Origin of the sequence: Streptomyces sp. NPDC005775 (assembly GCF_042871565.1) — a bacterium.
In the GTDB taxonomy this organism is placed as follows: Bacteria; Actinomycetota; Actinomycetes; order Streptomycetales; family Streptomycetaceae; genus Streptomyces.
In genome coordinates this window covers 69,660-91,409 of record NZ_JBIAIU010000004.1, presented here as the reverse complement: position 1 = coordinate 91,409, position 21,750 = coordinate 69,660, and the positions used below count along the sequence as shown (strand labels likewise).

Annotated in this window: 15 protein-coding genes and 3 pseudogenes; 9 read left to right on the top strand and 9 right to left on the bottom strand. The window is 72.2% G+C overall.

Going from position 1 to position 21,750, the window contains the following annotated elements:
- Window positions 1-55: 55 nt before the first annotated feature.
- From ACFYPA_RS10955 to ACFYPA_RS10940, 4 genes and pseudogenes are all read left to right on the top strand, one after another.
- Window positions 56-823: an ABC transporter ATP-binding protein gene (locus tag ACFYPA_RS10955; RefSeq protein WP_359085899.1), complete on the top strand. Its 768-nt coding sequence runs from the start codon at window positions 56-58 to the stop codon at window positions 821-823.
- A complete protein-coding gene (locus tag ACFYPA_RS10950; protein ID WP_389131167.1) occupies window positions 823-2,781 on the top strand; it encodes an FtsX-like permease family protein in 1,959 nt (652 codons plus the stop codon). The genes ACFYPA_RS10955 and ACFYPA_RS10950 overlap by 1 nt, the downstream gene beginning before the upstream one ends.
- Before the next feature lie 48 nt (window positions 2,782-2,829).
- Window positions 2,830-3,831: pseudogene (locus ACFYPA_RS10945) on the top strand (hydroxyacid dehydrogenase); the annotation flags it as partial.
- 80 nt (window positions 3,832-3,911) lie between these two features.
- Window positions 3,912-4,226: pseudogene (locus tag ACFYPA_RS10940) on the top strand (chorismate mutase); the annotation flags it as partial.
- Between the two features lie 76 nt (window positions 4,227-4,302).
- Here the strand turns inward: ACFYPA_RS10940 and ACFYPA_RS10935 are convergent.
- Both ACFYPA_RS10935 and ACFYPA_RS10930 read right to left on the bottom strand, forming a co-directional pair.
- On the bottom strand, window positions 4,303-6,198 hold the full coding sequence (locus tag ACFYPA_RS10935) for a BTAD domain-containing putative transcriptional regulator (RefSeq protein ID WP_389131164.1): 1,896 nt from the start codon (window positions 6,196-6,198) through the stop codon (window positions 4,303-4,305).
- Between the two features lie 237 nt (window positions 6,199-6,435).
- Window positions 6,436-6,948: a phospholipase gene (locus tag ACFYPA_RS10930; protein ID WP_359085896.1), complete on the bottom strand. Its 513-nt coding sequence runs from the start codon at window positions 6,946-6,948 to the stop codon at window positions 6,436-6,438.
- 257 nt (window positions 6,949-7,205) lie between these two features.
- On the opposite strand from ACFYPA_RS10930, the gene ACFYPA_RS10925 reads away from it, so the two are divergent.
- On the top strand, window positions 7,206-10,196 hold the full coding sequence (locus ACFYPA_RS10925; protein ID WP_359354318.1) for a BTAD domain-containing putative transcriptional regulator: 2,991 nt from the start codon (window positions 7,206-7,208) through the stop codon (window positions 10,194-10,196).
- 103 nt (window positions 10,197-10,299) lie between these two features.
- Here the strand turns inward: ACFYPA_RS10925 and ACFYPA_RS10920 are convergent, their stop codons facing one another.
- Window positions 10,300-10,545, bottom strand: coding sequence for a hypothetical protein (locus ACFYPA_RS10920; RefSeq protein WP_359319120.1), 246 nt, complete (start codon window positions 10,543-10,545; stop codon window positions 10,300-10,302).
- Window positions 10,546-10,827: 282 nt separating this feature from the next.
- Here ACFYPA_RS10920 and ACFYPA_RS10915 point away from each other — a divergent pair, with 282 nt between their 5' ends.
- Both ACFYPA_RS10915 and ACFYPA_RS10910 read left to right on the top strand, forming a co-directional pair.
- Entirely contained in the window at window positions 10,828-12,429 is a 1,602-nt protein-coding gene (locus tag ACFYPA_RS10915) for a tryptophan halogenase family protein (RefSeq protein WP_389131159.1), read from the top strand.
- Between the two features lie 121 nt (window positions 12,430-12,550).
- Window positions 12,551-12,865, top strand: a complete 315-nt coding sequence (locus ACFYPA_RS10910) for an L-rhamnose mutarotase (RefSeq protein WP_359085933.1) — start codon at window positions 12,551-12,553, stop codon at window positions 12,863-12,865.
- 18 nt (window positions 12,866-12,883) lie between these two features.
- Here the strand turns inward: ACFYPA_RS10910 and ACFYPA_RS10905 are convergent, their stop codons facing one another.
- From ACFYPA_RS10905 to ACFYPA_RS10890, 4 genes are all read right to left on the bottom strand, one after another.
- Window positions 12,884-13,330: a DUF1772 domain-containing protein gene (locus ACFYPA_RS10905; protein ID WP_359319117.1), complete on the bottom strand. Its 447-nt coding sequence runs from the start codon at window positions 13,328-13,330 to the stop codon at window positions 12,884-12,886.
- A gap of 87 nt (window positions 13,331-13,417) precedes the next feature.
- Window positions 13,418-15,022 carry a von Willebrand factor type A domain-containing protein gene (locus ACFYPA_RS10900; protein WP_389131156.1) on the bottom strand — a complete coding sequence of 535 codons (1,605 nt, stop codon included), beginning with the start codon at window positions 15,020-15,022 and terminating at the stop codon, window positions 13,418-13,420.
- Between the two features lie 133 nt (window positions 15,023-15,155).
- Window positions 15,156-16,034 (bottom strand): ABC transporter permease, encoded by an 879-nt coding sequence (locus tag ACFYPA_RS10895; protein WP_359085890.1) that lies wholly within the window; start codon window positions 16,032-16,034, stop codon window positions 15,156-15,158.
- Window positions 16,031-18,601 carry an alpha/beta fold hydrolase gene (locus ACFYPA_RS10890; protein WP_389131706.1) on the bottom strand — a complete coding sequence of 857 codons (2,571 nt, stop codon included), beginning with the start codon at window positions 18,599-18,601 and terminating at the stop codon, window positions 16,031-16,033. Before ACFYPA_RS10890 ends, ACFYPA_RS10895 begins: the two co-directional genes overlap by 4 nt.
- A gap of 306 nt (window positions 18,602-18,907) precedes the next feature.
- Between ACFYPA_RS10890 and ACFYPA_RS10885 the strand changes: the two genes are divergently transcribed.
- The gene (locus ACFYPA_RS10885; RefSeq protein WP_389131153.1) at window positions 18,908-19,459 is read left to right on the top strand and encodes a GNAT family N-acetyltransferase; all 552 of its coding nucleotides are present in this window, start codon (window positions 18,908-18,910) and stop codon (window positions 19,457-19,459) included.
- 50 nt (window positions 19,460-19,509) lie between these two features.
- On the opposite strand, the gene ACFYPA_RS10880 is transcribed toward ACFYPA_RS10885, so the two are convergent.
- The gene (locus tag ACFYPA_RS10880; protein ID WP_359319109.1) at window positions 19,510-20,265 is read right to left on the bottom strand and encodes a hypothetical protein; all 756 of its coding nucleotides are present in this window, start codon (window positions 20,263-20,265) and stop codon (window positions 19,510-19,512) included.
- A gap of 126 nt (window positions 20,266-20,391) precedes the next feature.
- Between ACFYPA_RS10880 and hemC the strand changes: the two genes are divergently transcribed.
- Window positions 20,392-21,327, top strand: a complete 936-nt coding sequence (gene hemC / locus ACFYPA_RS10875) for a hydroxymethylbilane synthase (RefSeq protein WP_389131150.1) — start codon at window positions 20,392-20,394, stop codon at window positions 21,325-21,327.
- A gap of 24 nt (window positions 21,328-21,351) precedes the next feature.
- Here the strand turns inward: hemC and ACFYPA_RS10870 are convergent.
- Window positions 21,352-21,498 (bottom strand): annotated as a pseudogene (locus ACFYPA_RS10870) (DUF4291 domain-containing protein); the annotation flags it as partial.
- Window positions 21,499-21,750 lie beyond the last annotated feature (252 nt).

The following is a 21,750-nucleotide window of genomic DNA, read 5'->3' as shown; positions in this document are numbered from 1 at the left end:
ATGAGCACGGCGAGTTCATCGGACCAGCACGACATCACTTGATAGGCGTTGACACATGGCAGACAATCAGGCAGTCCGGCTCGAACAGGTCAGCAGGTGCTACGCGGCCGCGACCTCCGCGGCGGTGCGCGCCCTCGACGAGATCTCCGTGGTCTTCGAACGCACCACCTTCACCGCGATCATGGGCCCGTCCGGGTCGGGCAAGAGCACACTGCTGCAGTGCGCGGCCGGCCTCGACCGGCCCGACTCGGGCCGGGTGGTCGTGGACGACGTCGATCTCGGAACGCTGGGCGAGAAGGCCCTCACCGAACTGCGCCGGGACCGGATCGGCTTCATCTTCCAGGCGTTCAACCTCCTCGGCGCGCTGAGCGCCGAGCAGAACGTGGGGCTCCCCCTGCGGCTGGCGGGCCGCCGGCCCGACTCCTCCGAGGTCCGGGCCGCCCTCGCCCAGGTGGGACTCGGTGACCGCGCCAAGCGGCTGCCCTCCCAGCTGTCCGGCGGCCAGCAGCAACGGGTGGCCATCGCCCGCGCGCTGATCACCAGGCCCAAGGTCCTCTTCGCCGACGAACCCACCGGCGCCCTGGACAGCAGCAGCAGCCGGACCGTGCTCGAACTGCTTCGGTCCCTGGTGGACGACCAGGGACAGACCACGATCATGGTGACGCACGACCCGGTCGCCGCCTCGTACGCGGACCGGGTGGTGTTCCTCGTCGACGGGCGCATCACCGACGAGATGAGGCAGCCGACCGTGCAGGGTGTCGCCGAGCACATGGCCGCCCTGGAAGCGGGCACGGAGCCCGCGCGTGTGGGCGGTGGCGAGTGATGGGGAAGTCCTCCCTCCTGATCCCCGTCGCCGTGGCCACCCTGCGCAAACGGTGGCTCGGCTTCGCGGGCTCGTTCGTCGCCCTCACCCTGGGCGTGGCGCTCATCGCCGCCACGGGCCTGCTCGTCACGACGTCGGCGGGGCTGGAGAACAACGACCCCACGGCGCCGTCCCTGAAGAAGCTCCTCACGTTCATGGCCGGGATGTCCGGTTTCGTGTCGCTCTTCGTCGTGGCGTCGACGTTCGCCTTCGCCGTCGCGGGCCGGCGCCGCGAGACGGCCCTGCTGCGGGCCGTCGGCGCCACCCCCCGCCAGATCAGGCTGCTGGTGCTCGGTGAGTCGGTGGTCGTCTCGCTGATCGCCGCGGTCGCCGGTTCGCTGCTCGGTCCGGCGCTCGCGCCGCTCTTCGCGCGGTGGCTGGTGGACCGCGGCGCCGCCCCCGAGGGCTTCACCGTGGAGTTCTCGGCGGGGCCGCTGCTGATCGCCTCGGCCGTCGAGGTGGGCGTGGCGGTGCTCGGCGCGTACGCGGCGGCCCGCCGGGCCGGGCGGGTACGCCCCGTCGAGGCGCTGAACGCCGCGGCCGTGGACGGCAAGGTGATGACGCTCGGCCGCTGGGTGTGGGCCGTCGCCTATCTCGCGCTCTTCGGCACGGTGGTGGCCCTGTTCCTCGCCATGCCCCCGGGCATGCGGCAGGACCCGCAGCTGCGTGACCCGCAGAACCTGCCGGTCTGGTCGCTGCTGATCGACGTCATGGCGATCATGGCGCTCGCGCTGTTCGCCCCGGTGGTCGTCCCGCCCCTGGTCCGGCTGCTGACCCTGCCGGTGCTGCCGGCGGCGGGCGCGGTCGGGATGCTGGCCCGGCAGAACGCGCTGGCCGCGGTGCGCCGGACGGTCTCCACCGCGACCCCGGTCTTCCTGGTCATCGGCCTGACCGGAACGGTGGTGGGCTCCACGCTCGCCTTCGGCGAGGCCAGGGCCCAGCAGTCACGTGCGGCGCTCAGCGCGCAGTACGTGGTCGAGCCGGACGGTGGCTCCAGGCTCTCCACCGCGGCGGTGCGTCACCTGCGGGAGCTGCCCGGTGGCCGGACCACCACCATCCACCCGACCCTCGTCTCGGACCTGGGCGGCGGCATGACCGGCGGGACGACCGCCGCCACGGCCATCGACGGTGACGCGGCGGGGACCTGGAAGCTGAAGACCGAGGAGGGCTCGCTCGACGCCCTGAAGGGCCCGGCCGTCGCCGTCTCCAGCGACCTCGCCGAGTCCAACAACTGGCGGGTCGGCGACCGGCTCGACGCCTCCCTGGCCGACGGCACCCCCCTCACCCTGAAGCTGGTCGCCCTGGTCAGGACGCCGCTCAGCCTCTCCGAGGTACTGCTCCCGTACGCCCCGGTCGCCTCGCACCTGACCGGCGACAAGCAGCCCACCGCGGCGTTCGTCTCCACCTCGTCCGGCGCCGCCCCGACACTGGACGCCGCCGACGGCGCGAAGGTCACTCCCACCGCGCGGTGGGGCAGCGGCGACGACGATCCGCGGGCCCGCAGCGACTGGATCACCATGATCGCCATCCTGGGGCCGGCCCTGCTCTACGCGCTCATCGCCATCATCAACACGATGATGATGTCCACGGGCGACCGGCTGCGGGACTTCGCCACGCTCCGGCTGACCGGCGGCAACGACCGACAGGTCCTGTCCATGGTCGGAGCGGAGGCCGTCCTCACCGCCGCCACCGCCACGGTGCTCGCCGTGGTCGTCACCACCGGAACCCAGGCCGCGAGCCTGATGCTGATCAACCGCCGCGTCCTGGACGCCGGTTCCGCGCTCTCGCTGAGCCTGCCGTGGCCGGCCATCGGTGTCAGCGCGCTCGCGGCGCTCGCCCTCGCGCTGGTCTCCAGCGTCCTCCCGGCCAGGCTGGCGCTGCGCGCCCGCGCCCTGGACATGGCCGGCGTCCGCCAATAGCACCCGCGGGCCGTTCCCCGGTCCACACCTCTTGAGAGAAGGCTGTCCATGACCACCGCACCCGCCCTGTTCACCGGCTCCGGCCCGTCCACCGCGCCACCGGCAGGCCCCGTCGACCGTCCCGTCGTGCTGCTGGCGGAGGAGCTGTCCCCCGCGACCGTGGAAGCCCTCGGTCCGGACGTCGACGTACGGCGCGTCGACGGAACCGACCGGCGCGCGCTGCTGGCCGCGCTCGCCGAAGCCGATGCCGTGGTCGTCCGCTCGGCCACCACCATGGACGCGCAGGCCATCGCGGCCGGCCGCGGCCTGAAGGTGATCGCACGGGCCGGCATCGGCCTGGACAACGTGGACGTGGCCGCGGCCACCGCCGCGGGCGTCCTGGTCGTCAACGCGCCCACGTCCAACATCGTGAGCGCCGCCGAGCACGCGATCGCGCTGCTGCTCGCCGTCGCCAGACACGTGCCGGCGGCCGACGCCTCGCTCCGGGCCGGCCAGTGGCAGCGCTCCCGCTTCACCGGGGTCGAACTCTCCGGGAAGGTGCTGGGTGTCGTCGGTCTCGGCCGCATCGGCGCACTGGTCGCACGGCGGCTGGCCGCCTTCGACATGGACGTCGTCGCCTACGACCCGTATGTGGACGCCGGGACCGCCGCGGCCGCCGGGGCCCGGCTCGTCCCGCTGGAGGAGCTGCTGTCGACGGCCGACTTCATCACCGTGCACCTGCCGAAGACCCCGCAGACGCTCGGCCTGATCGGCTTCGACGCCTTCGCCTCGATGAAGCCGGGCGTGCGCCTCGTGAACGCGGCCCGCGGCGGCATCGTGGACGAGAACGAGCTGTACGCGGCCCTCAAGGAGGGGCGGGTCGCCGGCGCGGGCCTCGATGTGTTCGCCACCGAACCCTGCACCGACTCCCCGCTGTTCCGGCTGGAGAACGTGGTGGCCACCCCGCACCTCGGCGCGGGCACGCGGGAGGCGCAGGAGAAGGCGGGCACCTCGGTCGCCGCGTCCGTACTCCTGGCGCTGGCGGGCGAGCCGGTGCCCGACGCGGTCAACGGCTGATCCCCCGGCACGCCCCCGCCCCTGCGACCCGCCCCGGCCCCTCGTCCTGATTTCCCCCGCCCCGACCCTCGAAGGAGCACCTCATGCAGAACGCATCCACGCTCGCGAAGCCCACGGACACCGACGCCGTCATCGCGGAGCTGCGCGACGGCATCGACGGCCTCGACGCCGAGATACTGCACCTGCTCGAACGGCGGCGCGAGCTCTCGGCGGCCGTCCAGCGCGCCCGTATCGCCGCGGGCGGCCGACGCACCGAGCTCGGCCGCGAGAACGAGATCATCAGACGGTACGCGGACCGTCTCGGCCGGTCCGGAGGCACCATCGCCACGACGGTGCTGGAGATCTGCCGGGGAGCGATCGCGACGCCGGGCGGCGGCAGCCCGCGCTGACCGCGGGCGGGAGCCGCGCCGGCGGCAGCGGGAGCCGGCCGCCGGCGGACCTCTTCCCAAAGGCCCGCCGGAATCCTCAGCTCGCGTGCGCCAGCGCGGCGCGCACGGGCCGTTGCACGGCGGACGCCTGGGCGTAGAGCAGGACGAGCCGGTGGAAGCGGTACTGCAGCGCGCCGGAACCGCCCGCGCCGGTCTCTCCCGGGCGGCGCCCCGGTTCGATCAGGGAGCTGTCGGCGAGCCGCTCCAGAAGGTCCTCGGCGCGCTGGTCCGGCAGGCCGAGGACGATGGCGGCCGCGGCCGCGGAGAACGGCCGCTCCCCCAGTACGGACAACCTAGGCAGGAGCGCCCGGTTTCCGTCGTCCATCCGTCGCAGCCAGTCCCGCAGGGTGCGGTCGACGTCGAGATCCCCGAAGCTCAGCTCGCTCAGCCGGGCCCCGGGGTCCGCGAGCCGCCGGGCCAGCCGGGCCAGCGACCAGTGCGGCCGGGAGGCGAGCTTGGCGCCCGCGATCCGCAGGGCGAGCGGCAACCCGGCGCAGTGCCGCACCAGTTGGGCGGCGGCCTGCGGGTCGGCGGCCACCCGTCCGGTGCCGGCGACCGCCGAGAGCAGTTCCAGGGCCGAGCCGTCGTTCATCGGCCCGACCGCGAGGGTGACCGGACCCGTGGAGAAGGCGAGGTGGGCGTTGCCGGTGACCAGGGTGGCGGAGAGCGGACTGGCGGGCAGCAGCGGGGCGAGCTGCTCGTTGTCCACCGCGCCGTCGAGGAGGACCAGCAGCCGGCGGCCGGCGGTGCGGGTGCGGTAGATCCGGACGAGCTCGTCGAGATCGTGGGCGACCCGGCCCGGCACCTCGTGGCCGAGCGCCCGCAGCAGCCGGACCAGTACCTGACGCGGGTCCTTGGGTCTTCCGTCACGGCCGACGAGCTCGGCGTACAACTGGCCGTCCGGGAAGTGTTCCTGGCATGCGTGGGCGGCGCGCACCGCGAGGGCGGTCTTGCCGACTCCGGCCATCCCGGTGATCAGGCAGCGTCGCGAGCGGGGGGTGTCCGTCGCATCCGGTCCGGGCACGATCAGCGCCCGCAGGACGGCCAGTTCCCGCTCCCGGCCCGCGAACGGGGCGATGTCAGGCGGCAGCATGGCGGGCGGCCCGTCCTCGTGGCCTGAGCGGACGACGGTGAGCCCGACGGGGGCCGCGACGGCCGGGGGTGTCACCGGTCCCGTGTCGGCACGGGCCATGGGCTCCCAGCCCAGGGTCCCGCAGAGGGCTGCCTGATGCGTGTCCGTGAGGTCGCTTCCCGGGTCCACGCCGAGCTCCTCGGCCAGCACCTTCCGGCCCTCGTGGAAGACGTGGAACGCCTCGGTCTGCCGGCCGCAGCGGTACAGGGCCGTCATCAGCTGTGCCCGCATGCGCTCGCGCAGCGGGAACTCGGCGACCAGGCGGGTGAGTTCGGCGGTGATCTGCTGGTGCCTGCCGAGGGCGAGATCGGCCTCCAGCCGATTCTCCAGAGTGGCGGCGTATCCCTCGGACCATTGCGGAATTTCTTCCTCCGCGAGGAATTCGGTGACATTCGCGAGCGCGGGCCCACGCCAGAGTTCCAGGGCATTGCGCAACAGGGTGCCGGCCTCGTCGTAGCGGTGCTCCTGGAGGGCCTGCCGGCCGAGCCGGTCGAGCCGCTCGTACTCCACCACGTCGAGGCGGCTGCCGGCCGTGACGATCGCGTACCCGGGCGCCCGGCGCTCCAGGGAGACCTCGGGTTCCAGGAGCTTGCGCAGCCGGGAGACGTACGTATAGATCTGGGCGTTCATGGTGGCGGGCGGGTTCGCACCCCACAGCAGCGCGCTGAGGCGGGTGTCCGGCACCACCCGGCCCCTGGCCAGCAGGAGCGCTGCCAGCAGCGTGTGCATCTTCGCACCCGAGATGGCGATCCGCAGGTCCTCACGTCTGGCCTCGACCGGGCCTAGCAAGTGAAATTCCATGGTTCCCCGTTCAGCGATGGTCCTGATCTGGCTGTGTGGGTCACCCTGCCGAACCGCTGTGTTCTCCGAATTTTGGTTTGATTTCGCCGCCGCACTTGATATATGGACGGGCCTGCCGGGAGAACTACGACAGACCCCATGGTTGCATTTCCAGCCATTTCCCGGAGTGCCGGTCATCCCGAAAGGGCGCTCCCCGCCGAGAGTCGGCCGGGAGCGCCCTGTGAATCACCGATGCCGTCACCGAGCGGCGGCCCCGGCACTGGGGATGGCAGCCGAACCAGCCGTGACGGCAGGGGAGTTACCCAATTTGTCGACCGCCTGGTAGTACGTCCACGCCGTGGCGTCGCACGTGGTGCGCTTGACACCGGAATAGGCAGCGCAGACACGCTTGAGGTCGGAGTAAAAGGCGCTGTCCAGCCGGGCCTTGTTGGCGGAGAAGGAGCCTGCGGCCTTGTAGTTGCGGTAGCCGAAGTCGTGCCGCGCGCAGGAGGTCTGGAAGGCGAAGCCCAAGGGGTTGTCGGGCGATGTGGAGCAGTAGTCGGTCGACCAGTCGAAGCCGTACGCCGACCAGGTGCCCTGACTCTGACGTGCCGATACCCAGGAGTTGTAACTGGCGGCGCTCGTCTGGGTCCAGCCGCTCAGCACCGCCGGCTTGTCCGCGGGCGCGGCGGCGGCCGGACTGGTGAGGGCGACGACGCCGGTCAGGGCCGCTGCCGCGGCGACGAGAACGGATGCGGTACGACGGCTCATCACAGACCTCCGTGAGGCGAAGAGGCCACCGGCAATTTCCGGCGGCTTCCCCAGACTCGGCGCAGGACATATGCCAGGGCTCCGTCCGCTCTATACCGCAGCTCGTGCCCCGCGCCGAAACCCTGGGGGCGGCCCACACCCCACGATGGCCAAATACCATCGCTATCCGGCGACCCGGGAGGTGGATCTGCGGCGGGTATCTGATCACAATGAAACGCGTACCGGGGGGTGCATGGTGAACCAGGGGGGTTCTACAGATGCAGCAGATCGCATTCCGACTTCTGGGGCCGTTGGAAGTTCGGTTCGACGGCACTTCGCTCGCCCTCGGCGGGCCGAGGCAGCGGACCGTCCTGACGATGCTTCTGCTGGCGCCGGGCCGCGTCGTGTCGGTGGACAGTCTCATCGACACGGTGTGGCCGAACGGCGCCCCGACCACCGCGCGCAACCAGATCGCCATCTGTGTGGCCGCGTTGCGCAAGGTCTTCAAGACGGCGGCCGGAGTCAGCGACCTGATCGTGACCGCGCATCCGGGCTACGCCCTCAGCGCGCTGGAACACCGCGTCGACGTGGTGGACTTCGAGGAGCGGGTGGGCCGTGCCCGCGAGGTGGCCCGGGGCGGGCAGACCGCCGAGGCCTGTGACGTCTTCGCGGAGGCGCTCTCGCTGTGGCGCGGCCGGGCCCTGGACGGGGTCACCGGCATCCGGGTCGAGCAGGAGGCCACCAGGCTGGAGGGACTGCGGCTGGACGTGCACGAGGAGCACGCCGGACTGCGCCTGCAACTGGGGCACCACCACGCCCTGATCCCGGAGCTCTCGGCACTGGTGTCGGAGCATCCGATGCGTGAGCAGGCCAGGGCCCATCTGATCCTGGCCCAGTACCGCTCGGGTCGGCGGGCCGAAGCGCTGTCCGCCTTCCGGGAGGGCCGGCGATTCCTGGTGGAGGAGCTGGGCATCGAGCCCGGACCGGTGCTTCAGGGGTTGCACGACCTCGTCCTGCGGGACTCGCCCGAGCTCACGCAGCCCCCGGCCGACCCGGCTCCCGTCCCGGCCACCAACGTGCCGGCCCAGCTTCCCGTCGAGTCGGCCTCGTTCACCGGCCGGGTCAGGGAACTGAGCTCGCTGGACCGCATGCTGGACGAGCGGCTCGGCCAGTCGCCCCTGACCATGGCGGCCATCAGCGGCATCGGCGGCGTCGGGAAGACCGCGCTCGCCGTCCACTGGGCCAACCAGATCGCCGCCCGCTTCCCCGACGGACAGCTCTTCACCGACCTGCGCGGGTACGACGAGAAGGACGACCCGGTCTCACCCGCCACTACCCTCGACCGGTTCCTGCGGGCCCTCGGCGTGCCCGCGCCGCAGATCCCCGCCGACCCCGGCGAGCGTGCCGCGCTCTACCGCAGTGTGCTGGGCGGCAAGCGGGTGCTGATCGTCCTCGACAACGCCCGCTCGCTCCAGCAGATCCGGCCGCTGCTGCCCGGCAACGGCCGCTGCTGCGTACTGATCACCGGCCGCGACCTGATGGACGACCTGCTCGGCGACTACGCCGTGCTGCAGATCGGGCTCAACGCGATGGCCGCGGAGGAGGCCACCGCGCTGCTCGCCGGAATCGCCGGGGGAAACCGGATCGGCGTCAGCCCCGCCGCCACCGCGAGACTGGGCGAGCTCTGCGACCGGCTGCCGCTGGCCCTGCGGATCGCCGGCGCCCGGCTGGCCGCCAAGCCGCACTGGTCGGTACGGACCCTGGTCGCCCGGCTCGAGGACCAGAGACGGCGACTGGACGAGCTGAGCCCCGGTGAGGGCGGCGTGCGCGCCGGCTTCCGGCTGAGCTACCGCGACCTGCCGCCCGCAGCGCGGCAGTTGTACCGGCGGCTCGGGATGCTGACCGTGCCCGACTTCGCCGCCTGGGTCGGTGCGGCCCTCCTCGACACGGATCCGGTGGAGGCGGAGAACCTCATCGAGCAGTTCGTGGACGCCCAGCTCCTCGAGGTGGCGTCCACCTCTGGTCCCGTGATCCGGTACCGGTTCCAGGACCTGCTCCGGCTGTTCGCCTGGGAGCGCGCCCAGGCCGAGGAGAGCGACGACGAACGGGGAGCGGCGCTGGAGCGGGCGTACAGCGGCTGGCTGACGCTCGCCGACTCGGCGCGGCAACGGGCCTACGGCGGTAGCCACTCGGTGGTGTACGGCCCGGTGCGGCGGCTCGCGCTGCCGATGGAGCTGATGGACGAACTGCTGGATGATCCGATGGGGTGGTTCGAGTCGGAGCGGACGGCGCTCGCCGACGTCATCGGTCAGGCGTCCGGAACGGACCGCTCGGCGTACGCCTGGGGTCTGACCGTCAACAGCACCACTCTCTTCGAGGCGCACAACTACCTGGAGGACTGGCGCTCCTGCGCCGAGAACGCGCTGGCCGCCGCCGAGCGGACGGGCGACCGGCTCGGTGAGGCGACGATGCTGCGCTCACTCGGGACGCTGGCGATCTACCAGCGCCAGTACGAGGAGGCGAAGCCCTGGCTGCTGCGGTCGCTGGCGCTCTTCGACGCGTGCGGCGAGGTGCACGGAAGGGCCGTGACCCTGCGCAACCTGGCGCTGTGCGCCCGCTTCTCCGGCGATCTGGACGAGGCCGCGCTCGGCGCCCAGGAGTCCCTGGAGGGGTTCCGCCGGGCCGGCGACACGGCGGGCGAGTCCCATGTCCTGGGGCTGCTGGCCCAACTCGAACTGGAGCGCGGAAACGTGTCCGCGGGGATAGCGCTGTGCACGGAGGCGATCGCCAAGAGCCGGGAGGCCGGATCCGTGCGGGGCGAGACCCAGAACACCTACCGGCTCGCGGAGGCCCTGCTGCGGCAGGGCGATCCCGCCGGGGCCCAGGAGGCCTGCTACAAGGTGCTCGACCTCACCCGTGAGGACGGCGACCGGCTCGGCGAGGCGCACGCCCTGCGGGGCATCGGCGAGGCCCGGTGGCGCCAAGGCAGGTCGGAGGCCGCGCAGACCATGCTGCGGGAGGCCCTGGAGGTGGCGGAGGAGGTCGGCGACCGCTTCCTGCAGGCGCGGATCGAGGCCGATGTCGGCTTCGCGCTCGCCGTCCACGGCACCGCCGACGCGGCCCCCCGGCTGCTCGCCGCACGTGAGGTGTTCGACGCGCTGGGCGCACGCATCTGGCGGGAGCGGATGGACCGTGCCGTGGCCGCGGTCAGCACCCCGGATCACGGGCCGATCGCGGCCGAGGAGCTGGCGATGATCCTCGAGAGCTGAGCCGGCTGCCGTCGCGGCCCCACGGGCCGGGGCGGTGCCCCGTGCACGGAAGCCCGGGCCCGCCGTGTCGGCGGGCCCGGGCTTCCGTGCAGGTGCGGAGGTCTCAGGTCCAGGGGACCTCGCCGTCCGTGATCTCGCCGACGATGTCACCGAGCAGATCCAGGAGCCCGGGCACCGGCCCCGTCCACGGAACCTCGCCCAGCGTCCCGTCCTGCGCGGCGCCGACGGTCTGCGCAGCGCCGGAGGCCTGCTCGCCCGCCACCGCCTGGCCCGCCACGCCCAGGGTCAGGGCGAGGGTGGCGGTCAGGGTGACAAGGGCGGTCGCAAGACCAGTGCGGGTACTGCGCATCGTGTTCTCCTCCGTGGATGTGTATCCGTGCTGCGCCGCGGTGCGGTGCGACAGAAAGAACGCTACGGAGGGGCCTTATTGGGGCGATGTCGCTTCGATTTCGCTCCCCCGGGACACCCGGTCGCGGCCCGGCACCGGACCGCGCCGGTCCGCACGCGCGGCGGCCGTCAGCGTGCGCGTCCACAGCGCGGCGACGGCGCGGGCGGCGGGTATAGACCGGCGATAGACGCGTCCCGCAGCCTGGGAGGAATCGATTCGTCCCGTCCGGAAGTGAGACCGCGTATGACCGGCACCGCCCCACGCATCCAGAAAGTCGTCGTACTCGGTGGCGGGACGGCGGGGTGGATGGCCGCCGCGTACCTCGGCAAGGCTCTTCACGGCACGGTGGAGGTCACCGTGCTGGAAGCGCCGTCGCAGCCGCGGGGCCGCACGGGCGAGGCCACGGTCCCCAATCTGCAGCGCGCCTTCTTCGACTTTCTCGGCATCAACGAGAACGAATGGATGCGCGAGTGTGACGCGAGCTTCCGGATGGGTGTGCGTTTCGTCAACTGGCGTACCGGCGGCGCGGGCGAGCCGGCCGCCCGCGCCCTCCCGGCGGGCGGCCCCGACCACTTCTACCGCCCCTTCGGCCTGCTGCCCGACTACGACCGGGCGCCGCTGTCGCAGTACTGGGTCAAGCGGAAGTTCGACGGCGCCACGGCGGAGCCCTTCGACTACGCCTGCTTCCGCGAGCCACCGGTCATGGACGCCCTGAAGTCCCCCCGCTGGCTCGACGGCCGGCCGGCCACGCGTTACGCCTGGCACCTGGACGCCGGACTGCTCGCGGACTTCCTGTGCCGCTTCGCCACCGAGAAACTGGCCGTGACCCGCGTCGAGGACGAACTGACCGAAGTCGCCAGGGACAGCCGTGGTCATGTCTCGGCCCTGCGCACGGCGTCGGGCCGGGTGCTGGATGCCGACCTCTTCGTGGACTGCTCCGGGTTCGACGGGCTGCTGATCAACCAGGCCCTGGAGGAGCCGTTCCTGGACATGGGCGATCACCTGCTGGGCGACAGCGCGGTCACCGCGGTCGTGCCGCACGACGACGCGGCCCACGGGATCGAGCCGTACACCTCGGCGCTCGCGATGACCGCGGGCTGGACCTGGAAGATCCCGATGCCCGGCCGCTTCAGCACCGGCTACGTCTACTCCAGCCGGTTCACCACACCGCAGGAGGCCACCGGTGAGCTCTGCGAGCTCTGGGGCCTCGACCCCGCGACGACCGAGTTCGAGCACGTCACGTACCGGGTCGGCCGCACCGAGCGGGCCTGGGTGAACAACGTGGTCAGCATCGGGCGGTCCGCCGGCTTCCTGGAGCCCCTGGAGTCGACCGGCATCCGCTTCGTCACGGCGGCGCTGCACCTGCTCGCCGAGCACTTCCCCGACCGCACGTTCAACCCGGCGCTCGTCGACCGCTTCAACCACGAGGTCGCGGCGATATTCGACGACGCCCGTGACTTCGCCCAGACCCACTTCCACTGCGCCCCGCGCGACGACACTCCCTTCTGGCGGGCGAGCACGGAGCTGCCTCTCCCCAAGAGCGTGCGGGACAAGATCGCCACCTACCGGGCCGGCCTGCCGGTCGGCTCTCCGCACACCGACGAGTCCCTGTACTACGGCAACTTCGACGCGGAGGTCCGCAACCTCAGCACCAACGGCGGCTACTACTGCGTCTTCGCGGGCCTCGGCATGCTGCCCGACGCCCCGCTCCCCTCCCTCGCCCACCGCCCCGAGTCCGTGGCCGGGGCCGAGCCGCTCTTCGAGGCGGTCAAGCGCCAGCAGCAGAACCTCCTGGACACGCTGCCCAGCGCCTACGACTACCTGCGCAGGCTGCACGGGGCCTGAGCAGGTCCCCGCCCCCATTGACGGGGCCCGCGGTCCCCGTCTAGCTTCCGATGAGCCCGATTGAAACCTTTCACGGGCCGCGGGCCGGGACGGACGGCCGATGAGCACGGGAGACCTTCTGATGCAGCGTGTCTGCTTCCTGCTGAACGTACGCAAGGACCGCGTCGACGAGTACCGCGAGCGCCATGCCGCGGTCTGGCCGGACATGCTCGCGGCCCTCTCCGGGGCGGGCTGGCACAACTACTCGCTCTTCCTGCGCGAGGACGGGCTGCTCGTCGGCTATCTGGAGACGGAGGACTTCGACGCGGCCCGTGAGGCGATGGCCGCGACCGAGGTGAACGAGCGGTGGCAGCGCGACATGGCGGACTTCTTCGAGCAGCCGGAGGCGGCGGACGAGGCGATGGTGCCGCTCACCGAGGTCTTCCACCTGGCCTGAGACGGTGCCGGCGCCCCGTCAGACGTCGACCGCCAGAAGGACGAACGCGGCCAGCGAGAAGGCGGTACGTATCCGGTGGAGGGCGTTCCAGCGGGCCTCGAACGCGGTACGGGCCGCGCTGTCGTCGCCGCCCTCGGAGGCGGCGAGCGCCTGGTTCAGCGGGATGTTGCCGGCGATCGTCACCAGGTGGGAGACGACGGCGCACGCCAGCGCCGCGGCGACCAGCGGCCACCCGTCCTCCCCGTACTCGGTGAAGGCCGCGACGGCCGGGAAGGCGATCACTCCGAGGAAGAGGACGAGGAAGACGGGCCCCGGAACCTTCTCGTTGAAGCGGCGCATCGCCGCGGTGAAGCCCGCGTCGGGCAGCGCGGCGAGCCCGGGCATGATCGCGACGAGGAAGGTCAGCATGAAGCCGGCGTAGAGGCCGGTCGTGATCACGGCGAGCGTCAGGAACAGGGAGGCCATGAGGTCATCATGGCCCGGCGGAACCGGCCGTACGGCCTGAACTCGCAAGGCCGTACGGCCATCTCTTGCGGCGGGGTGACGCGCCGTTCAGTCCATCTCCCCCTCGCCGGCGCCCGTGCCGGTGTCGGCGCGGCCGCCCCGGAGGCGGTCCGCCCGACCGATCGCGGTGGCCAGCTTCGCCACCGAGTCGTCCTCGGTCCTGCGCGCCAGTTCATCGGCCCGGGTGGCGAGTTCGCCCAGGCCGGGCGCACCCGGAAGCCCGCCGCCCCGCAGGCTGTCGGCGAAGTAGGCCGCTGCGGCGGCCACTTGGAGGCGGGTGCTGCTGCCGCCCCACAGTTTGCCGTCGATCGCGCCGGTCTCGACCGAGCCCGTCTCCTCGTGCGCCGCCCGCGACTCGGGATCCAGCCAGCGTACGGTCGCGGTGGCGACATGGCCGGAGGCACCGTCCCGCAGACGGACGGCGTAGAGCGCCGTCACCGTGTGGCCGGGGCCGATCTCGCCGCCGTCCACGCTGTCGTCGCGGAAGTCGTCGTCGGCCACCTTGCGGTCCTCGTAGCCGACCAGTTTGAACTTCTCCACGGTCTTCGGATCGAAGGCGACCTGCGCCTTCGCGTCGCGCGCCGTCAGTTCGATGTGGGCGGGCAACTGGTCGACGAAGACCTTGCGGGCCTGTTCCTCGTCGGCGATGTAGGTGGTGTGTCCGTCGCCCTTGTTGGTGAGCTGCTCCATGAACGCGTCGCCGTAGTCGCTGCCGACACCGACCCCGAAGAGGGTGATGCCGTAGTCGCGGCGGGCGGAGTCGATCCGTTCGAGGATCGCCTCGGCGTCGGTCTCGCCGGTGTTGGCGAGCGCGTCGGAGAGCAGGACGACGCGGTTGTTGGCGCCCTTGCGGTGGCCGTCGACGGCTTCCTCGTAGCCGCGCCGGACACCTGCCCCCACGTTGGTGGAGTCGGCGGGTTCCATGGAGTCGACGGCGTCGTGGATCTTCCCTCGGTGGTCCCGCAGCCGGGTCATCGGCAGGATGGTCTCCGCCTCGCCGCTGAAGGTGACCAGGGAGACCGCGTCGTCGTCGCGCAGCTCGTCGGTGAGGATGGCGAGCGAGGTCTTCACGAGTCCGAGGCGGTCGGGCGAGGCCATCGAGCCGGAGATGTCGACGACGAACGTGAGGGCGGCGGGCGGCCGTTCGGCGCTGCTGGGCGCGGCCTTGGTGGCCAGCCCGACCCGTACCAGCGACCAGTCCCCGCCCTCGCCACCGGCCCGCGCCCCGTCCACGGAGACGGAGAAGCCGTTACCGGCCGGCCGGTGGTAGCCCTGGCGGAAGCTGTTGACGAACTCCTCCGGCCGTACGGTCTCCGGGCCGGGCAGCCTGCCGTCGGCGAGGGTGCGGCGCGCGTATCCGTACGAGGCGGTGTCCACGTCCAGCGCGAAGGTGGACAGATAGTCGGGCGGGGCTGACTCCCTCAGACGGTCCGTCTTCCCGGCACCGTCCGCCGGCTTCGCCCCGTCTGCGGCCGCCCCGCCCGAGGAGGTGCCGCCGCCGGGGGCGGCCGGTGCGGGACCGGCCGCCCGTTTACCGCCCCGGGCGGCACTCGTGTCGCTGCTGCCGCCGCCACCCGAGCAGCCGGTGAGCAGTACGCCTCCTGCGAGGAGCAGCCCCAACGCCCCTCGGTACATGCGTGTCCGTCGTTCCATCCCTCGGCCCCCAGTGTCGTCGTGTCACCACTGGTGGATGTGACGTGCGAGCGGGGGCGTCGGAGCCGTCGAAGGGGTTGCGGAAGCGTCTCGATGCGGCAACGGCGGACGGCGGTCCGGCGGAACGTCGAGGTCAGGACACGATGTCCTTACGACTGAACCCCCGGAAGGCGAAGGCGAACAGGATCAGGGCATACGTGACCGAGATGGCCGCGCCCTTCGCCATGCCGCCCCACTCCAGATCGGGCTGGAGCGCGTCGGCCCACGCGAACTGCCAGTGGGCGGGCAGGAACTCGCGCCAGGAGCCGAGCGCGGTGACCGCGTCCAGCACATTGCCGACGATGGTCAGCCCGACCGCGCCACCGACCGCGCCGAGCGGGGCGTCCGTCTTGGTCGACAGCCAGAACGCCAGCCCTGCGGTGACGAGTTGCGACACGAAGATGAAGGCGACGACGAGCGCGATCCTCGGCACCGTGTCCCCGGTCGCGAGCGCACCACCGGTGGGCAGTTCGAGCGGCCCCCAGCCGTACGCGGCGGCTCCCGCGGCCAGCGCGACAAGCGGCAGCAACACCATCGCGGCGAGGCTGAAGCCGAGCGCCACGACGAGCTTGCTCCACAGCAGCCTGGCCCGGGGCACGGGCGCCGCCAGCAGATAACGCAGCGAGGACCAACTGGCCTCGGAGGCCACGGTGTCGCCGCAGAACAGCGCGACCGGGACCACCAGCAGGAAGCCGGCCGAGACGAACAGACAGGTCGCCGCGAAGTTCGCGGCGGACGCGGTCGCGGTGTCCATCAGGGTGACCCGTTCGCCTCCCCCCGGCCCGCCGTCCGGGGTGCCGCCGATCGCGAACGCGATGATCAGGATGAACGGCAGCGCGCCCAGCACCCCGCCCATCAGCAGGGTGCGCCGCCTGCGCAGCTGGCGTACCGCCTCCACGCGCAGCGGAAGGGTCCGCCGGGCACGGTATCCGGGCGCCTCGGGGGCTTCGGGGGCTTGGGCCGTGGTACTCATGCGGAGCCTCCGGAGATCAGGGTGAGGAACGCGTCCTCCAGGCGGCGGTGCGGTCCCACGCCGGTCAACGGAACGTCCAGCCGGACCAGTTCGGTGACGAGCTGCGGCGAGGTGGCGCCGTCGAGGCGCACCAGCAGCCCGTGCGCGTCATCGGTACGGACGGCGGAGCCGATCCCCGCGAGCGCGGCGATCTTCTCGACGAGCGGCTCGGTGATCTCCTCGGCGGAGGTGACCAGCACCATGTCACCGGAGCCGGTGATCTCGGCGACGGGCCCGGCCTGGACGAGCCGGCCGCGGTCCATGACGACCAGGTGGGTGCAGGACTGCTCGACCTCGGACAGGAGGTGGCTGGAGACGATGACGGTACGGCCACCGGCCGCGTACCGGATCATCACGTCCCGCATCTCGCGGATCTGGGGCGGGTCGAGCCCGTTGGTCGGCTCGTCCAGGATGAGGAGGTCCGGCATGCCGAGCATGGCCTGGGCGATGGCGAGGCGTTGCCGCATGCCCTGCGAGTACGTACGGACGGCCCTGGCCAGTGCGTCGCCGAGCCCGGCGATCTCCAGGGCCTCCTCCATGTGCGAGTCCTCGGCGGGGCGCCCGGTGGCCCGCCAGTACAGCTCCAGGTTGGCGCGGCCGGACAGGTGCGGCAGGAAGCCGGCACCTTCGACGAACGAACCGACGCGGGACAGCACGGGCGCACCGGGCCGGATGGCCCGTCCGAAGACGCGGATCTCGCCGTCGTCGGGCGTGATGAGCCCCATGAGCATGCGCAGCGTGGTGGTCTTCCCGGCGCCGTTCGGCCCGAGGAGCCCGAGTACCTGCCCCTTCTCGACGCGGAACGACAACTCCTTCACCGCATACCGGTCGGCGGACTTGGCGTACTTCTTCGACAGGCCGGTGATCTGCAGCGGTACGTCGGCGAGTGCGGGGTCGGGCGCGGGTGTGGCGGTACGACGCCGGGTGCTGAGCAGCAGGACCGCCGCGATCACCACGGCGGCGGCCGGGAGCCCCCAGGTCCACCACGGCAGCGTTGCCGCCGCGGTCGTCAGGCCGGGCGCGGTGGGGATGGTCAACGGTCCGTCGAGGGAGACGGTGTACGTGGTCGGCGCGGCCGGGGACGCGTAGCCGAGGTCCGTGGCGGCCAGCACGAGGCGCAGGCGGTGCCCCGAGTCGAGTTCGTGGTCGACGGCGGGCAGCGTCAGTTCCAGCGGCCGGCCCTGCTGCGCGGGGGTGATCCGGAAGGGGGCGACGAGCTGGGAGGGGAGCACCTGCTGCTTCCCGTCCGGCGACACGTCGTACACCTTGCCGAACAGCACCGCGTCGCCCTCGCCCGCCTTCACGTTCACGCGGACGGTGGGTGAGCCGGTGATGCGCCGGGAGGCGGTCAGCGGGGCGGAGTCGAAGCGGGCGTACTGCCCGGGGAAGTCGATGGAGAGCCCGACGCCGAGGGTGGACAGCTGGGCGAGGCCGCCGCCGACGCCGGGGACGGCGGAGATGGCGGGCGGATTGGCTCCGGCGGGATTGCTGAACTTCTGCTCCCCGCCCCGCAGTGCCACGGTCCGCGGACCGCTGCGCAGTCCGGGGTAGGTGTCGCTGCCGGCGCCGCGGGTGAGGGCGGCCCCGTCGGTGGAGTCGATGCCGCCGGTCCGGGTGACGCGGAAGGCGGGCCCGGTGGCGGCTCCCTCGTCGCCCTTGAGATAGCGGTCGAACCAGTCCCCGACCCGCTGCCGCACCCGGCCGGTCTCCCTGTCGCCGCCGTCGTGTCCGCCGGCGATCCAGTCGACGGCGACGGGGGCCCCGTTGGCCTTGATGGCCTTCGCCATGGCGTCGGCCTGGCCGAGCGGGAAGAGCGAGTCGGTCTGCCCCTGCACGATGAGCGCGGGGACCTTGATGCGGTCGGCGACGGCGCTCGGGGACCGCTCGGTGAGCAGGGCGCGCGCGGCGGCGTCCGGCTTCCCACTGACGGCGACCCGCTCGTACATGGCGCAGAGCTGCTTCTCGAAGTTCCCGCAGCCGCCGCCGGTGGTGACGAAGATGCCTGCCCAGAGCTTCTTGAACACCCCGTCGGGGAACAGGGCGTCGGCGAGGTTCCAGTAGGTGATCTCCGGGGCGATGGCGTCGACGCGCCGGTCGTACCCGGCGGCGAGGAGCGAGACGGCGCCGCCGTAGGAGGCGCCGGTGATCCCGACGCGCGGATCACCCTTCGCGTCGAGCCGCACCTCGGGCCGGCCGGCGAGCCAGTCGATCAGCCGGGACACGTCCCTGACCTCGCGGTCGGGTGCGTTGAGCGAGATCTTCCCGCCGGACTTCCCGAACCCCCGCGCGGACCAGGTCATCACGGCGTACCCGTCGGCGGCCAACTGCTCGGCCTGCGCCCGCGTCTCGGCCTTGCTGCCGCCGAAGCCGTGACCGATGAGCACGGCGGGCCGGCGCCCGGTGCCGCCGGTGGTGAAGTACGAGGTGTCGAGGGACACCCCGTCGACGCGCATCATCCGGTCCTGCCGGTGCACGGCCGGGGCGCCGTCGTCGGCCACGGCGGTCCAGGTGCCCGCCCCGGCCAGCACGACGAGCGCGGCAATGCCCGCGGCCCACCGGCCACGGGCGCGGGGCAGCAGGCGCCGCCACCGGGGCGTACGCGCAATAGGGGTCTCCATGTACCGACCCTAAGCGGACCACCGCCCCGCCCACGCTGCCGTCAGGCGGAGGTACCCGGCCTCCTCAAGGCGTACGGCGCTCGCCCGGCGTACTCCGCCTGCGGTATGCCCACGGCTCGGCCCGGGTGGCTGTCCCACCGGGGACGGCCGGCGGCTCCGCACCCCGTACGACGAAATCCGATGGCGCGGGGCGGCTGTGGCGTCAAGAATCGCCGGATGTGTGAAGTGAGGCTGTCCGACGGGTTCATCGCCCTGTCCCCGCTCCGCCTGGACGATGTGGAGGCACACCTCACGGGAGAGGACGAACTGCTCGCTCGCTACCTCAACGGCGGTCCCGGCACACGAGAGGGCGTCGAGACGTACTTCCGGCGTTGCCGGGACCAGTGGGCCACGGCCGGGCCGCTCCGGGCGTTCGGCATCCGGGCGGGCGCCCTCGGGCCGGTCGACGGGACAGCCGACGGGTCACTCGCGGGGACGATCGACCTGCGGTTCGAAGGAGAGGGCCTGAGCCCCGGCCAGGTGAATGTGGCGTACGGCCTCTACCCGCCCTGGAGGGGGCGCGGTCTGGCCACGCGGGCGGTCGTCCTGGCGTCCCGGTACGCCGCGAGTGAGGGCGGCCAGGAGGCGGTGATCCAGGTGGAGCCGGGCAATTCCGCGTCTGCCGCGGTCGCGCGACGAGCAGGGTTCACCCCCGGCGAGCGCACGCTGAGCGAGGACGGAGCACGGCTGGACCGGTGGACCCTGCGCATCGGGCCCCGCAGCCGCTGACAACCGCTCCGCCCGCCGCCACCCGTCACGGGGCGGCGGGCCGCGCCGGCTCAGCTCTGGAGGGTGGACATGAGGTCGCGCATGTCGCTGATCATGGCCGCCTTGTGGACGCCCAGATCCGGCAGCTCCACCGCATCACCGGGCTCCTGCCCGTCGTCATACCAATTGTTGGAGCACGAGAGGGCAAGCGAGAGCACCGCCCCGCCGTGCAGCACCCGCAACTCCTGGTCCCCGCCCTCCAGGGAGAGCAGATACGCCTTGCCACCGAGCCCGGGCACCGCTTCCACCTTCGTCTTCGGGTCCACTCCGAAATCGGTCAGAGTCCTCTCCGCCTCGAACTCGACGGCTGGGTCGGTCTTCTTGTGCAGGGCGACCTTGACCGTGACGGTGTACTCGACGAACCATCCCTTCTCCGCCCGTTGCTGTTCACTCCCGGTACGGAGGGAGAAATCGCACTGAGCCTGGTCGAGAGCGTCATGCCTGAGTATCCCCGTTTCGTACTCGCTCTCGGGCTCTCTCGGCGCGATCGCCGCCCCGATCGACTTCAGCCCCACGGCCGCACATGGGTCCTGGCCCAGCCGGTACCCGTGCAGGTCGGGCGCCCCGTCACGCGATCCGTCCGCGACCAGCACCGCCCCCCACACGGCCGACGCCACCACGACCCCGCCGAGAGCCCACAGCCACCGGGCCCCCGGCCTCGGAGCACGCGGCGGGCGCTCGCCTCCGGGCCGCGGGCCGGAATGGTCCAGCACGTCCCGTCCGGCGGACGCACCGAACTCCCCCGCCATCTCCGGCTCGGAAATCATCCCGCTCCCCCTAGGTCTCCCACCGCACCCCTCAACCCCGCACCTCAGCGCCATGATCCCGCACGGGCAGCCGTCCGGCACGGCTCACGCCGGAACTCGCGTACCTGACGGACTATCATCGAGGGCATGTCCGCCCTGGATCGCATCCGCATCGTGTCCCGCGACTCGCCCATGGCCCTCGCCCAGGTGGAGCGCGTGCGCGCCGAACTGGCCGCGCTCCACCCCGGCACACGCACCGAAGTCATCCCGGTCAAGACGACCGGCGACAAATGGATGGGCGACCTCAGCGCGGTCGAGGGAAAGGGCGCGTTCACGAAGGAGGTCGACCAGGCGCTGCTCGCCGGTGACGCCGACCTCGCGGTGCACTGCGTCAAGGACATCCCGGCCGACCGGCCCCTGCCCGCCGGCACCGCCTTCGCGGCGTTCCTCAAGCGCGACGACATCCGGGACGCCCTCATCCACCCCGGCGGCGCCTCCCTCGACCGGCTCCCGCCCGGCACCCGGATCGGCACCTCGTCCGTGCGCCGGTCCGCCCAACTCGCCGCTTCGCACCCGCACCTGGACTGCGTACCGATGCGCGGCAACGCGAACCGCCGCATGGAGAAGCTCGCCGCCGGAGAGGCCGACGCGCTGCTCCTGGCCGTGTCCGGCCTGGAGCGCATCGGCCGGACCGACGTGATCACCGAGGTCCTGTCGCCCGAGGTGATGTGTCCGCCGATCGGGGCGGGGGTCCTGGCCCTCCAGTGCCGCGAGGGCGACTCCGCGCTCATCGACCTGGTGAGCGCGCTCGGCGACCCCGCCACCCACCGCGAGACCACCGCCGAACGCATGTTCCTGCACGTTCTCCAGGGGCACTGCAACTCTCCGATCGCCGGATACGCACAGGTCGAGGGCAACGGCGAACTCGCGCTCCGGGCCAAGGTCTTCACCCCCGACGGCAAGACGGTCCTCAACGCACACGAGTGGGCCGGCCGCCTCGACCCCGCCACCCTCGGCACCTCCGTGGCCGTCGCCCTGCTGCGTCAGGGCGCACGCGAACTGATCGACGGCATCGCTCACTGATCGAAAACGGGGCAGGCGCTCGCCTCACCCGGCCCCCGGGGCCGCCGCCGGGGCCGGGTAGGCCCGCTCCTCCGGCGGGAGCCGATTCGCCGCATCCACCGCACCCGCCCGAACCAGCTCATGGATCTCCCGGGCGAGCGGGGTGACGTCGCGGATCGCCACCGTCCACTCGCCAGTCGTACAAATGAATCGCCCCTATCACGCTCTCGTCGACCACCCTCCTCCGCCCGCTTCCGAAGCCTCAGGGTTCGACGTCAGAAACAAGTCCTGCAGAGAGCTTCCGTCCGGCTGCCCGGCGCGTCTACGCTCGCTGCGCATGGGAGCGCTCCCATGCGCAGCGAGCGTAGACGCGCCGGGCGGTCCCCGATGGGGTGGAGGGGGATAAACGTGGGTTGTGGGGGAGTGCGCTGTGGCTTACAAATG

What these genes read in the sequence shown, in the direction of transcription:
- ACFYPA_RS10895 (WP_359085890.1), bottom strand. Translation starts at nt 16,034, where the DNA reads ATGAGTACCACGGCCCAAGCCCCCGAAGCCCCCGAGGCGCCCGGATAC.
- ACFYPA_RS10900 (WP_389131156.1), bottom strand. Translation starts at nt 15,022, where the DNA reads ATGGAACGACGGACACGCATGTACCGAGGGGCGTTGGGGCTGCTCCTC.
- ACFYPA_RS10910 (WP_359085933.1), top strand. Translation starts at nt 12,551, where the DNA reads ATGCAGCGTGTCTGCTTCCTGCTGAACGTACGCAAGGACCGCGTCGAC.
- ACFYPA_RS10950 (WP_389131167.1), top strand. Translation starts at nt 823, where the DNA reads ATGGGGAAGTCCTCCCTCCTGATCCCCGTCGCCGTGGCCACCCTGCGC.
- ACFYPA_RS10935 (WP_389131164.1), bottom strand. Translation starts at nt 6,198, where the DNA reads ATGGAATTTCACTTGCTAGGCCCGGTCGAGGCCAGACGTGAGGACCTG.
- ACFYPA_RS10905 (WP_359319117.1), bottom strand. Translation starts at nt 13,330, where the DNA reads ATGGCCTCCCTGTTCCTGACGCTCGCCGTGATCACGACCGGCCTCTAC.
- ACFYPA_RS10925 (WP_359354318.1), top strand. Translation starts at nt 7,206, where the DNA reads ATGCAGCAGATCGCATTCCGACTTCTGGGGCCGTTGGAAGTTCGGTTC.
- ACFYPA_RS10880 (WP_359319109.1), bottom strand. Translation starts at nt 20,265, where the DNA reads ATGATTTCCGAGCCGGAGATGGCGGGGGAGTTCGGTGCGTCCGCCGGA.
- ACFYPA_RS10920 (WP_359319120.1), bottom strand. Translation starts at nt 10,545, where the DNA reads ATGCGCAGTACCCGCACTGGTCTTGCGACCGCCCTTGTCACCCTGACC.
- ACFYPA_RS10955 (WP_359085899.1), top strand. Translation starts at nt 56, where the DNA reads ATGGCAGACAATCAGGCAGTCCGGCTCGAACAGGTCAGCAGGTGCTAC.
- ACFYPA_RS10915 (WP_389131159.1), top strand. Translation starts at nt 10,828, where the DNA reads ATGACCGGCACCGCCCCACGCATCCAGAAAGTCGTCGTACTCGGTGGC.
- ACFYPA_RS10885 (WP_389131153.1), top strand. Translation starts at nt 18,908, where the DNA reads ATGTGTGAAGTGAGGCTGTCCGACGGGTTCATCGCCCTGTCCCCGCTC.
- hemC (WP_389131150.1), top strand. Translation starts at nt 20,392, where the DNA reads ATGTCCGCCCTGGATCGCATCCGCATCGTGTCCCGCGACTCGCCCATG.
- ACFYPA_RS10930 (WP_359085896.1), bottom strand. Translation starts at nt 6,948, where the DNA reads ATGAGCCGTCGTACCGCATCCGTTCTCGTCGCCGCGGCAGCGGCCCTG.